This is a genomic window from uncultured Dialister sp., assembly GCF_900541605.1.
Classification (GTDB): domain Bacteria; phylum Bacillota; class Negativicutes; order Veillonellales; family Dialisteraceae; genus Dialister.
Map to the genome: position 1 here is coordinate 1 of NZ_UQKJ01000057.1, position 13,079 is coordinate 13,079.

The 13,079-nt window shown below is 49.0% G+C and carries 8 protein-coding genes; all 8 read left to right on the top strand.

The window, feature by feature from the left end:
* Positions 1–171 precede the first annotated feature (171 nt).
* The 8 genes from QZR21_RS05365 to smc all read left to right on the top strand — a co-directional run bounded on the left by QZR21_RS05365 (position 172) and on the right by smc (position 13,013).
* Positions 172–744, top strand: a complete 573-nt coding sequence (locus QZR21_RS05365; RefSeq protein WP_296098703.1) for a S1 RNA-binding domain-containing protein — start codon at positions 172–174, stop codon at positions 742–744.
* Positions 745–1,009: 265 nt separating this feature from the next.
* On the top strand, positions 1,010–1,924 hold the full coding sequence (locus QZR21_RS05370; protein WP_296098700.1) for a Ppx/GppA phosphatase family protein: 915 nt from the start codon (positions 1,010–1,012) through the stop codon (positions 1,922–1,924).
* Positions 1,921–3,378 carry a tRNA lysidine(34) synthetase TilS gene (gene tilS, locus QZR21_RS05375; RefSeq protein ID WP_296098698.1) on the top strand — a complete coding sequence of 486 codons (1,458 nt, stop codon included), beginning with the start codon at positions 1,921–1,923 and terminating at the stop codon, positions 3,376–3,378. Before QZR21_RS05370 ends, tilS begins: the two co-directional genes overlap by 4 nt.
* Positions 3,375–3,926, top strand: coding sequence for a hypoxanthine phosphoribosyltransferase (gene hpt / locus QZR21_RS05380; RefSeq protein ID WP_296098695.1), 552 nt, complete (start codon positions 3,375–3,377; stop codon positions 3,924–3,926). Before tilS ends, hpt begins: the two co-directional genes overlap by 4 nt.
* Before the next feature lie 187 nt (positions 3,927–4,113).
* Positions 4,114–6,006 (top strand): ATP-dependent zinc metalloprotease FtsH, encoded by a 1,893-nt coding sequence (ftsH, locus tag QZR21_RS05385; protein WP_296098693.1) that lies wholly within the window; start codon positions 4,114–4,116, stop codon positions 6,004–6,006.
* A 207-nt stretch (positions 6,007–6,213) separates the two neighbouring features.
* Positions 6,214–6,567: a hypothetical protein gene (locus tag QZR21_RS05390; RefSeq protein ID WP_296974155.1), complete on the top strand. Its 354-nt coding sequence runs from the start codon at positions 6,214–6,216 to the stop codon at positions 6,565–6,567.
* Between the two features lie 639 nt (positions 6,568–7,206).
* Positions 7,207–9,330, top strand: a complete 2,124-nt coding sequence (locus QZR21_RS05395) for an autotransporter outer membrane beta-barrel domain-containing protein (RefSeq protein WP_296974158.1) — start codon at positions 7,207–7,209, stop codon at positions 9,328–9,330.
* A 146-nt stretch (positions 9,331–9,476) separates the two neighbouring features.
* Positions 9,477–13,013, top strand: a complete 3,537-nt coding sequence (gene smc, locus QZR21_RS05400) for a chromosome segregation protein SMC (RefSeq protein ID WP_296098689.1) — start codon at positions 9,477–9,479, stop codon at positions 13,011–13,013.
* Positions 13,014–13,079 lie beyond the last annotated feature (66 nt).

The window sequence follows — 13,079 nt, forward strand, 5'->3', positions numbered from 1 at the left end:
CGCACGAATGACTCTATCCGTAAGCATCGCCCTAACAGCTCGACAAACTGAAATAGTCACTTCTGGCATCCGGGCTGTGTCCTATTTCCTATATTGCTATTCCCTATAAAATCTCGTATAATCAAGTTATATTTGTAATTGTGTTTTACAGGGAGGATGTATTTTTTTCTCATGGCTTTAGAAGTCGGAAATATCGTGGAAGGTACCATTACGGGTATCGCAAAGTTCGGCGCTTTTGTTGAATTGCCGGATAAAAAGGTGGGGCTTGTTCACATTTCAGAAGTGGCAAATGAATTTGTGAATGATGTCAATGATTATCTTAAGGTGAAGGATAAGGTAAAGGTCAAGGTTATTACTATCGATGACCGCGGCAAAATTGCTTTATCTATCAAACAGGCCCAGCCGGCAGCGGCAGGGGAAGAAAAGCGGCAGGACCGGTTCCATCGGCCTCATGACCATCAGGAACACAGGGAACGTCGGGACTTCCATGAACGGAATGATTTCCACAGCCATGAAAATCATCGCTCCTTTGAGCACAGGGAAGAAAGAGCAGAAGGAGATCGCCCCAATCGTGAATTCACCCATTCTTTCTCCGGTGGATTCCACCAGCAGAGACGGGAAGCGCCGGCTTCCTTTGAAGATAAGCTCAGCCGTTTCCTGAAGGATAGCGACGAACGGCTTCTGGACCTGAAACGGAATGTAGAATCCAAACGGGGCGGACGGGGAGCTCGCCGTTCTGACTGATTCTTTGAGGACTGTGAAAATTGTAAATGGGTAAGTTAAGGAAGCGCTGATTGCGGTGTATTTAATTGTCTGATTTTTCCAGGGCACCAGGGTGCCTGTGTGAAAGAGTGCCGCTCAATCGGTGCTTCCTTAAAGTGGTAAATACTGGGCAGCCGAAAGGCGGATGCAGGCCTGTAAAGCCGGTGGTGCCCGTGTTTTCATTTATTGTATTTCCTTTCCATTTGCCGATTATTTCACGGTCCTTTTATTTGGCAGGAGGATAATCATGCGTGCTATTATCGATATCGGTACGAATTCTGTGCGTCTTCTCGTTGCAGAGAAAGATGACAAGGAAGAATGGAAGGTCCTGAAAAAAGATCTCCGCAGTACCCGGCTCGGTGAGGGTATGACAGATAAGGCCTTTATTGGGAAGGGCCCTCGGGAACGGACACTGAAGGCTATTGAGGAGTTCACTGCTACCGCAAGGCTGGAAGGGGCTTCAGAAATTTTTGCCTATGGTACGTCAATCATGAGGGACGCAGCGAATGGAGCGGAATTTTCCGATGAAGTTACTGCGGCTACGGGAATCCCGGTCCGCATCCTTTCCGGAAAAGAAGAGGCTTACTACAGTTATATCGGTGCCGCCGGTACCCCAAGCGTTGTAACGTCGGTGGTAGATATTGGCGGCGGTTCCACAGAAATGTGTATGGGATTCGGCACGGATATCGGTATACGCCACAGCTTCCATCTGGGATGTGTTCGCTGCTCAAAGCAGTTTGATACTACGACGCCCCGAGGACTGGCGGAGCTGAAGAAACACTGCTTTGCCCTGTTCAGAAATACGGATCTCATGGAATCCATGAAAAATGTAAAGCGGTGGATTGGCGTAGGCGGTACGGTGACATCGCTGGCAGCTATGCTTCAGGAATTGGAAGTCTATGATTCCTCCAAGGTCCAGGATTATGTGATTCACCAGGAAGATGTGAACCGTATGCTGAAATATCTATCTTCCCTGTCCTACGATGAGAAATGCCATTTGACCGGCCTCATGCCGGAAAGGGCGGATATTATTGTGGCTGGCGTTGCTATCCTGGACAGTCTTATGGAATATTTTGCACTGCCGGAAATTATGGTCAGTGACCGTGACTTGTCGGAAGGACTTCTGGACGCGGATGTGCTTCATCCGAATGAGAGCAGATGAGGAGAGAGCCATTTATTGAAAAGGTCCTCGCTTTTGCCCATGATCACCACTTGTGGGAGAAAGGGGACCGTATCCTGGCAGCGGTGTCCGGCGGTCCTGATTCATTGGGCCTCCTCTATTTTCTGAAGGAAGTAGAAAAACGAGAGGCCATCCACATCGGCTGCTGCTGTGTAAATCACCATCTGCGGGAGGCGGCAGAAAAGGAAACGGTCTATGTGGCATCCCTGTGCAGTCAAAGGGGGATACCTTTTTATCGTCGGGATGTTTATGTCAATGAATCGCGAAAAGAACAGAAGGGTTCGGTAGAGACCGTAGCTCGATGTCTTCGGTATGATGCCCTTTATGAGGTTATGGAAGAAGGGCACTTTACGAAGCTGGCCACTGCCCATCATGAGGATGACCAGGCAGAAACGATTCTTTTTCACCTCCTCCGGGGCAGCGGGCTCAAAGGTCTCACCGGCATTAAGCCAAAGCGGGGACGGATTATCCGCCCTTTCCTTGGTGTGACGAAAAAGGAGATTCATGAATTCCTTGCTTCCTTTCATGTGGATGCCTGTCATGATGAAACGAATGATATACCTGACGTTTCCAGAAATCGGATCCGTCTTTGCCTGATGCCGGCACTTCTGGAGTTCAATCCGAACCTTGTCCGTTCTCTCTGCCATATGGCAGAAAACCTTTCCGGCGATGAGGACTATCTGGAAAAAGCGGCATGGGCAGAAGAAAAATGGTGGACCGGAAATAAAGATATCCTGCTTTATCCTCTTTCTCAGTTTGAAAAGGTTCATCCGGCTATCCAGAGAAGGATACTCCTGTCTGCCGTGAAACAGATGGATGGCAGTATGGCGGATTTCGAAGGCATCGAGCGGATGCGCCGTCTGGCACTGGAAGGCAGGAACGGCGTAAAAACATCACTCTCCGGTGTGATGATGGAGAAGTCCCGGGAGACTCTCTATTTCTACAAAGGAAGTACCCGAAGGGGCAAAAAAGAAAATGAATCGGATGATATGTCCTTTTTTTTTCATCGCTGGGCGCGGAAAAACCTTACAAAAGATGATAAAACTGGTATAATAGATAAAATTTCCGCAGACATCCAGACGCTGGGTGGCTGGCAGATGACCCTGGAAAAACGGGATACTCCTGTGATTCCGGCCAAAAACCAGTACCTTCTGGATGGTGATGCGGTGGGATGTCTGAAACTTCGAAAGGCGGAGAAATCAGATATACTGGAACCTCTGGGCATGGATGGTAAAAAATCGGTTTTTTCTGTTCTTCGGGAAAAGGGAATTCCCTCTTCCCTGAGGCCGGAATGGCCGGTGGCAGCCGATGAAAACCATGTGTACTGGGTAGGGCTCCTCCGTGGAAGCCGCCTGGCCAGGGCGAATAAACATACTAAATCATTTGTGCTTCTCACGTTAACGTGGAAAGATAAGGAGATCGAAGAACAGTCATGAAAAATCTGGGAAAAGATATTAAAACCGTACTGATTACCAAAGAGCAGATTCAGAAGAGAGTCAAAGAACTGGGACAGGAAATCACCAGGGACTATGCAGGAAAAGAGGTTGTACTCGTAGGCATTCTGAAAGGAGCCATGCCTTTTCTCTGCGACCTGATGCGTGAAATAGACCTTCCGGTCACCCTGGATACCATGTGCGTTTCCAGTTATGGCAATGGTACCGTTTCCAGCGGCCGGGTCAATATCAAAAAGGATCTTGACCGGGATATCCGCGGTAAAAATGTGATTGTGGTAGAAGATATCATTGATACAGGCATCACCATGAACGCACTGGTACCGCTTCTCAAAGAAAGAGGCGCTGCTTCTGTGGAACTGGCCATTTGTCTCAATAAAAAGGAACGCCGGGAAAAAGATGTGGATGTAAAGTACATCGGCTTTGATATTCCCGATGAATTCATCGTAGGTTACGGCTGTGACTATGCGGAAAAATACAGAAATCTTCCGGACGTGTGTGTCCTTGACAGCAAGGTGTATACAAAGGCATAAGGTCCTCTCCGGACCGAAAGGAATTGCACCGGGTCCTGCCATGACAGGAAATCTTCAGAATTTCTGTTGCTTAAAGTAGAAAAAAATGGTAGAATTAATTACTGATTTAAAAGTATCTATTTAGTCAGTTGGGGTGTAATCCCGCATAAATGGGCCAGTAAACATCTTATTGAGAAGGAGGAAAATATTGAATAAATTTATCAAGAATGTGGCGCTCTATGTGCTTCTCATCATCATTGCAGTGTCCATATTCAATACTTTCGTTCATCCCCAGGAAAAGAATACGGAAATTACATACAGCGACTTCATCTCCCAGGTGGAGAAGAAAAATGTATCATCCGTAGTTATGACGAATAACGCTGTTACCGGGAAGATGAAAGATGGTACTGAATTTGCCACCTATATTCCTGATAATGATACCCAGCTCCTGAACAAGCTGAATGACGGAAATGTTACTATTACCGCTAAACCGCCGGAACAGCCGTCCTGGTGGATGAGCCTGCTGTCCAACCTGCTGCCGATTGTCATCCTGATCGGCGTGTGGTTCTGGATGATGAACCAGACCCAGGGAGGCGGCGGCCGGGTCATGAGCTTCGGCAAGTCCCGGGCCAAGATGACCGGTGAAGGCCAGGTACATGTAAACTTTAACGATGTAGCCGGTGAAGATGAAGCAAAGGAAGAACTGTCTGAAGTCGTAGATTTTCTGAAAAATCCGGGCCGATATACAGCCATCGGTGCTAAAATTCCAAAAGGCGTCCTCCTCGTAGGACCTCCTGGTACCGGCAAGACACTTCTGGCCAAGGCGGTAGCCGGGGAAGCAAAGGTTCCTTTCTTCTCCATTTCCGGCTCCGATTTCGTAGAAATGTTCGTCGGCGTCGGTGCATCCCGTGTCCGTGACCTCTTTGCCCAGGCGAAGAAAAATGCGCCCTGCATTGTTTTTATCGATGAAATCGATGCGGTAGGCCGGCAGCGCGGCAGCGGTCTCGGCGGCGGCCACGATGAAAGAGAACAGACCCTGAACCAGCTCCTCGTAGAAATGGACGGGTTCGGATCCAATGAAGGAATTATTACCCTGGCAGCTACGAACCGTCCGGACATTCTGGACCCCGCACTGCTCCGCCCGGGCCGTTTTGACCGGCGTGTTGTAGTAGGTCGTCCGGATCTCCGTGGCCGTATCGCCATCCTCCGGGTCCATGCCAGAAATAAACCGCTGGAACCGGATGTGGATCTTGCCACCATTGCAAAGAAGGTCCCCGGATTTACAGGGGCTGACCTTGCGAATATGCTGAATGAAGCAGCTCTCCTGGCTGCTCGGGATAACCGGAAGACCATTTCCATGGCAGATCTGGAAGAAGCTTCTGAAAAAGTTTCCTACGGTCCGGAACGGAAGAGCCACCGAGTGAGCGATGAGGAAAGAAAACTGACCGCTTACCATGAATCGGGCCATGCCATCATGGCAACCCTCCTGAAAGATGCGGATCCGGTCCATAAAGTTACCATCATCCCCCGTGGACAGGCTGGCGGCTATACTATGATGCTGCCCCATGAAGAACGGTCTTTCATCACGAAGTCCCACCTTCTGGCCCAAATTCGCGTAGCCCTTGGCGGACGGTGCGCAGAGAAAATTATTTTCAATGAAATCTCCAGCGGTGCTTCCGGCGACCTGCAGCAGGTGACCTCCATCCTCCGTAAGATGATTATGGAATGGGGCATGAGCGACCGCCTGGGACCCATGATTTTCGGGGAACACCAGGAACAGATCTTCCTTGGCAAACAGCTGGGGTCCGAAAGAAACTACGGCGAAACCGTAGCCACCATTATCGACGAAGAAATGCACAAGTATTTGGATGAGGCCTACAATGACACCATGCAGACACTGACAGATAACCTGCCTGTGCTCCATGCCATGGCTAAGGCCCTGATGGAAGTAGAAACCATCGACCATAAGCAGGTAGAAAACCTCTTCAAGTACCACTCCATTTACGCTCCCGGCGAAGAACCGAAGAAGGAAGAAGAAAGCAGCGATTCCCCGATGCCTTCCGACAGCAGCAGTCCGCTGCCCCCGGTATTTGGCGAATAAAAGGAACAATCAAAGAACGGCACAAGACCAATTCAGGTCTTGTGCCGTTCTTTGATTGTCCCATCAGCGCTTCCCAGGCTCTTTTGATTTCTTGCTTTTTAATTTTAAGGATGTTTTATGATATAATTTTTATAGATAATCAGTAAATCCTGTTTCTATCTTTTTCATTATGAATGCAGAAAATCATGAAAAAGGGAGGAATCTGCCATGGCAGTATATTTAAACCGTAAGAATCGACTGGCAATAAGAGTTATCCCTGCCCTGGTGACTGCAGGGATAATCGGCTTGTGTGGCGTTATGCCGGTAGGGGCAGAAGGACTCAGCAATAACACGAGAATTGTGAACAAAGATGAGCAGGTCACGGGGCAGTTTTTCCCTGTAACAGGTAGCGAAGAATCGGCTTCGATGGAAGCTTCCCATAACAGTCTCACCCTGTATGACCAGGAAAAAAATTCTGCTGCTTCCGGGGTATATGTGACTCTTATAAATAAAGACGACGGGGCTCTTTCTATTACTGATAATTCCATGGAAGTGGGAACAAAAGAAGGGAATACGAGCTAGTATACTTCCATCTTTGGGGTCTATGGAGCACCATCTTTCGCTTCAGGTATGGGACAGGTAACTATGAGTAGAAATTCCCTGACCGTAAATAACAGTAACGTAGGCGACCATGTAATAGGGGTTTACGATATCACTGATAACAGCAATAGTAAGGATTATTCATCCCTTACAGCTGAAAATAATAAATTAACAATTTCTAAAAGTACAATTGGTGAAACTATTCATATTCATCTTTATTCCCCAAACAGCAATAGTAAGAATAGTATCTCTGAAAATACAGCCTCCATTACGGACAGTAGTGTAAACGGGTCCTATTTTGGTACCTATCAGCGGTATAGTAAATCGGGAGATTTAAAGTTAATTGGAAATAGTTCTGATTTTACAAAGACCACCGTATATGGCCATTTATTTGGATCGAATATTTATGATAGTGGCAACGCTGTATCAGAGGGAAATACTATCAGCCTTTCCGGAAGCAGTGTTGCAGGATATTTGTTCCAGGATGATATTTATGGCGCTAAAGGGAATTTAGAAAATAATAAGGTTACACTATCCGGTTCCTCCGTAAAAAGTGCAATATATGGAGAAGCATTTTCCAGTACCGCAAATGGGGCTGAAGTAACGGCTAAAAGAAATTCTGTGATTCTTTCTGATAGCAGCACAGCCGGTGCAGTGACTACTGTTACATTTGACAGGGGTGGAGGTGGAACATTTTCAAAAGCGGAAGCCATAGCTAATAAAGTACAGCTGCAGGGGGGCAGTACCGCCCTGTTTGCTGCTGCTGTCCAGGGTGAGGGAGATGCATCAGATAATACGGTCCATATTACGGACAGTACTGTCGGTATTGTGGCCGGTGCTATAGCCGGTGGCAATGTTACCGGAAATTCCGTTACTATTGGCGGGACTGCGAAAGTAGACTATACAACGGCGGAGGAACTGCTTAAAGAAAAGGGGATTACCAACGCGGCCATGTTCCTTCCTGATTCGTCTTGGGAGGGTAATTCAGCCGTCATTGCCGGATACAGCACCGGTAGTGGCAGCGCTGACAATAACGCCGTCAATATCACAGGACAGGCGGATCTGGAAAAGGCTGATCTCTATGGTTATCTGGGAGAGAAGGGGAGCGGCAATGTGCTCCGCATCGGTTATGACGGCAGTCAGGATGCGGTATGGAAGAACCCGAGCGATAATAAGGTGAAGAGCGTTTCCAATTTTGACACCATTGAGCTTCACCAGGGAACCTGGGGAAAGACCATGCTCCATGTGGCGGACGCTATGGATCTCAGTCATACCAAAGTGGACATCAGCCATCTTTCCTTTGAAAACGGAGCGCCCGCACAACCGAACAGTGAGACCGTGCTTATCGATGATAATACTACATTCTATGACAAAGCCAAAATTGACGATGGAAATGGTGGGAACGGTATTTCCTTCGCCTATTCCCTGGGGAATAGTGCCAGTGCCCTTTTATCGGGCTCTTTTATCGGTAAGGGGACCACAGACAATGGAAATATCGTCCTTAAGACTGGTAATGTAGATGTGGATACGGTGGATTTTAATAATGTAGAATGGGGAAAGACGCCGCTTACCCTGGATTCCGGTGTGACCTATAATTTTTCCGATGCCAAAATCAACACGTCCCATATTACTTTCCAAAGTATTGCATCCCTTAAGGAAGGCATAAATACCATGACCCTCATGGACACCAATAGCAGCAAAGTTATAGCTTTGAGGAACAGCAGCCTTTCCGGTGAGATTCTTCCCTATACCGTCGGTACTACGCTGGAAGGTAACGGGAAAGCTTATCTGGATAATGGGAACCTGCAGTATTCCATCAGTTTGACCGATAAAACGAGACCCCATGCCCAGCCCCAGACCCATATGACGGTCATGGGACAGGAGGCAGGGCTCACGGCCCTGGTGGATGGCAGCGACCTGGTGATCCGGGATCTTTCCACCATCAAGGAAAACGAGGAAAGGTTCTATGGCTTTGCATCTGTCATGGGTGGTGAAAACCGGTATGATACAGGGAGCTACCTCAGAACCAACATGTGGAATGGCCACGCCGGCGTGGGTTGGAAAAGTCCCCGTTCCGACGGGAGCCTTGCGGAATATGCCCTTTTCTATGATTATGGTGATGGCAATTATCGTACCTATGATGCGGGAAGACGGGGCCACGGCAAAATCAATTACAAAGGGGCTGGCGTATTTGGTCGGTACCGCCTGGAAAACAGGACCTTTGTGGAAGGCTCATTTCGTACAGGCCGCTTGGATAATGAAGCCCGCCATGTGCTGTATGATGGAAATGGTAAGGGCTACGACTACGATACAAATAGCCGGTACAATGCTTTCCATGTAGGTTTCGGCAGGACCTATGACCGGGGCAGCAGCAATACGCTGGAATTGTACGGCCGTTATTTCTATACCCATATCAATGGGGATGATTACGAAGCCGGTGGCCACTACCATCTGGACAGCGCCGACAGCAGCCTGCTCCGGATCGGTGGACGATGGAATCATAGAAGCTCTCTTATGCAGTATTATGCCGGTGCTGCCTACGAGTATGAATTTGACGGAAAGGCAGCGGGACTGGCTGACGGTGCACCTATCCGAAATGCAGATATCCGGGGGAGCAGTGTACGGTTTGAACTGGGCGCCAAATATACAAAGGGTCCCTGGGTCCTTGACTTCGGTGGTCATGGCTATGCCGGAAAGCATCGGGGCGTGGGTGGTAATATAAATATTGCTTACCGGTTCTTCTAAAAATGAAGGCAGGTATCATGGTTTTTGAAAAGCCTCTCGTAAAGGAGAGGCTTTTCCTGTTTCTGCAGAGTCTGTCCGATTCCTGTATAATAGGTAAGAAAACAAGAGAGCCATCTATGGCAATATACGAAATTGAAGGAGAAACGATGAAATTACTTCGTCTGACAATGCAGGGGTTCAAGTCCTTTGCCGATAAAACTACAGTGGAATTCGCGGATGGCATGACGGTCATCGTAGGGCCCAATGGCTGCGGGAAGAGCAATATTTCCGATGCCGTCAGGTGGGTGCTGGGGGAGCAGAATGTACGGAATCTCCGGGGACAGAAGGCGGAGGACATCATATTTTCCGGGTCTGAATCAAGACCGGCCAAAAACGGGGCAGAAGTAACGCTGGTGCTGGACAATTCGGCCCATGAGCTGCCGCTGGATACGATGGAGGTCTCTATTACACGAAGGCTTCTGCGGAACGGAGACAGCGATTTCAAAATCAATAAGAGAAGCTGCCGACTGAAGGATATTCAGGAACTTCTGGCCAATACGGGCCTTGGAAAAGGATCTCTTGCTATTATCGGACAGAACCGGGTGGATCAGGTGCTTTCTGCCCGGCCTGAGGAACGGCGGCTCATATTCGAAGATGTAGCAGGCATCAGTCTGTACCGCATGCGAAAAAATGAGGGTCTTAGGAAGCTGGAGAAGACCGCGGAAAACATGGAACGGGTGAAGGACATGACAGCCCTTCTGGATGAACAGCTTATTCCCCTTAAGGAGGGGGCTGAAAAGGCGAAGGCCTATAAGACGCTGCTGGAGGAAAAACGGGCTGTCACAGCCTCCATGGCAGTACTGAAGCTGACCTCCATTGGCCGGATGCTGTCCCGGTATGAAACGGAATACCGGAATCTGGAAGAAGAAGACCTGAAATGGGAGACGAAGCTGGCTTCCTTCACGGCAGAGCGGGAGAAGCTGGAAAAGCAGGCCCTTGATTTCCAGGAAGGTCTGCGGGACCTGGGGCGAAAGACGGCAGAAGCCCAGCAGAAGATGGAAGAGCTTCGCGGCGATTACAGGGTCCGGGAAGAAGCCCTTCACCATGCGGAAGAAAAGAAGGGGGAATTGGCGGCGGAAGAGGAAGACCAGTTAGAAGCGGAAAAAGAACTGGCTGAAGAAATCCAAAGCGCAAAGGAAGAATACGATAAATCCCTTCTTGCTTACCAGGAATGGGATGGGAAGAAAAAAACAGCCGAAAAAGAGAGACGGGCTCTGGAAGAAAAATTGCAGGCGTCTGAGACGGCTTTTGCTGCCAGACTGGCAGTGAACCGTAAAAAAATTGCCGATAAAGAACGACTGGAACAGGAAACTGTCCATCTGGAGGATGAGATGGCCCGTCTTGGAAAAGAAAAGGCGGAATTTGCGTCTTCCCTGGCGGAAAAAAGGGAGTCCCTTGCTCGGATAGAGGCAGATCTGGAGAATATGAAAAAGCAGGAAGAGAAGCTGTCCCATGACTTGAAATCCCTGGAAGAAAAAGGGAAAAAAGACAGTCTTTCCCTGAAGGAGGCGGAGAATCGACGCTTCTCCCTGATGAATGAAAAGAGCAGGGAAGAGTCATCCCTGGCGTCTCTTCATTCACGGCGGGATTATCTGGAACATGCGGAAAAGGAGTATACCAGCTTTTCTATGGCTGCACGGACAGTCATGACAAACCGCAGCCTTTTTGGAGAGGCTATCCATGGTGCATTGGGCGATCTTGTCAGGGTACCGGGAAAGTATACGGAAGCAGCGGAAGTGGCTCTGGGGAGCCGCGTTTCCTGTATCGTTACCGATACAACGGCATCGGCAGGGAAGATTATCGGCTGGCTCAAGGATAAACGGTTGGGCAGGGCGACCTTTTTCCCTTTGGAGTCCATGCATCCCTCCGGTTATACAGGGCAGGAACGGAAGGCAGCCGGTGAGCCGGGAATTTGTGGTATTGCATCGGACCTTTTTGCCTGTGATGCTCCTTACCGGGACCTTATGGATTCTCTTTTGGGGAAGACGCTGATAGCAGAGACCCTGGATGATGCGAGACGGGTGGCAAAGAAATACGGCTATCGGTTCCGCATCGTAACGCTGGATGGGCAGGTTGTAAATGCCGGTGGTTCCATGACCGGCGGTTCCATGAAGAAAAAAGAAAATACCTTCTTTGGTCGGAAGCAGGAAATCAAATCGCTGCAGGCCAGGGAAATGGAGGCCGAGGAAAAGTTGTCTTCGGCTGCAGAAAAACTGGCAGAAGAAAGCAGGGCCTGTGATGACCTGGCCCGCAGGGTCATGGAAGAAAGGGAGTCCTGGCAGGCTGCCAAGGTGAATATGGCCGCCCTTTCTGCACGGAAAGAGGGACTCCATAAGACCCTGTCCGACCGAAAGATTTTGGCTGATGAGGCAGAAAAGCAGAAAACTCTTCGAGAAAAGAGCCTCATGAAAGCGCAGGAGAGAAAAGAACAGCTGCAAAAAGAACTGGAAGGCCTGGCTGATATTCCGGAAGTAGGCGAAGATCGGGAAAGCCTTGCACTGAAAGAAGCATTGGACAGGAAAGGGGAAGAAATCTTATCCATCCATGTTTCTTACACAAAGGCAGAAGAATCCCTGGCCTTCGGAAGGCGTATGAAGGAGGACCGGGACCGGGCACTTCGGGAGCAGGCGGAAGACCGGCAAAAGCTGGAAGAAGAAAAGAAGGAAAATGAAACCCTTCTTGCAAATCTCAGGAAGGAAATGGAAAAATTGTCCGCTGATTTCCAGAAAGCGGAACAGGTATGGCAGCAGCAGAAAGAAAGCCAGTCCCGCATGCAGGATGATTCGGACAGCTTTACCATAAAACAGAGGGAACTGGAATCATCCTGGAGAAATACACAGGAGAAGTCTTCTGCCATTAAACGGGATATGGCGGAGCGGAAAGGGCGCATAGAAAATTTTAAGGCCCAGGAAGAAGAAGAGCTTCGCCGGCTTGCTGAAAATCATATGACCCGGGAGGCAGCAGAAGAAGCCAGAATTCCCGGCTCCATGCAGGACATGAAGCGTAAATCTGAAAAAATTGCTGAAAAAATCGGGGCTTTGGGTACTGTAAATCCCAATGGGGTGGAAGAGTACAATCGGCAGCTGGAAAAACGGAAATTCTATGAAGAGCAGATAGAGGATCTGAAAAAAGCAAGGACTGGCCTGGAAACGGTGATCCAGGATATTGATCGGACCATGACTGAGCAGTTCACGAAGGCCTTCGGTGAAATCAATAAAGAATTCGGCCGCATTATGCAGCTCATGTTCCAGGGAGGGAAAGCCCGGCTGGAACTTACGGATGATGCCCACCCACTGGAGGGGGGCGTGGAAATGTACCTCCAGCTTCCCGGGAAAAAGCGGCAGCCTTTGACACTGATGTCCGGCGGGGAACGGGCGCTCACTGTCATTGCGCTCCTTATTTCCTTCATGGCCTGCCGGCCGGCACCATTCTGTTTCGTCGATGAAATCGATGCAGCCTTGGATGATGCCAATGTGGAAAGGTACAGCCGGATGATTGCGGACTATAAGAACCGCACCCAGTTTATTGTGATTTCCCACAGAAAAAAGACCATGGAATTTGCAGATACCCTTCAGGGGGTAACCATGGCAGAAAAAGGGGTGTCTTCCCTGATTACGGTGAAAATGAAGGACTACGTGGAATAGGAATTGCGTGGGATATTTCAGTTTATCGAGCTGTTAGGGCGATGCTTACGGATAGAGTCATTCGTG

Coding starts and splice junctions, on each gene's coding strand:
- QZR21_RS05365 (WP_296098703.1), top strand. CDS start 172: ATGGCTTTAGAAGTCGGAAATATCGTGGAAGGTACCATTACGGGTATC.
- QZR21_RS05370 (WP_296098700.1), top strand. CDS start 1,010: ATGCGTGCTATTATCGATATCGGTACGAATTCTGTGCGTCTTCTCGTT.
- tilS (WP_296098698.1), top strand. CDS start 1,921: ATGAGGAGAGAGCCATTTATTGAAAAGGTCCTCGCTTTTGCCCATGAT.
- QZR21_RS05390 (WP_296974155.1), top strand. CDS start 6,214: ATGGCAGTATATTTAAACCGTAAGAATCGACTGGCAATAAGAGTTATC.
- smc (WP_296098689.1), top strand. CDS start 9,477: ATGAAATTACTTCGTCTGACAATGCAGGGGTTCAAGTCCTTTGCCGAT.
- hpt (WP_296098695.1), top strand. CDS start 3,375: ATGAAAAATCTGGGAAAAGATATTAAAACCGTACTGATTACCAAAGAG.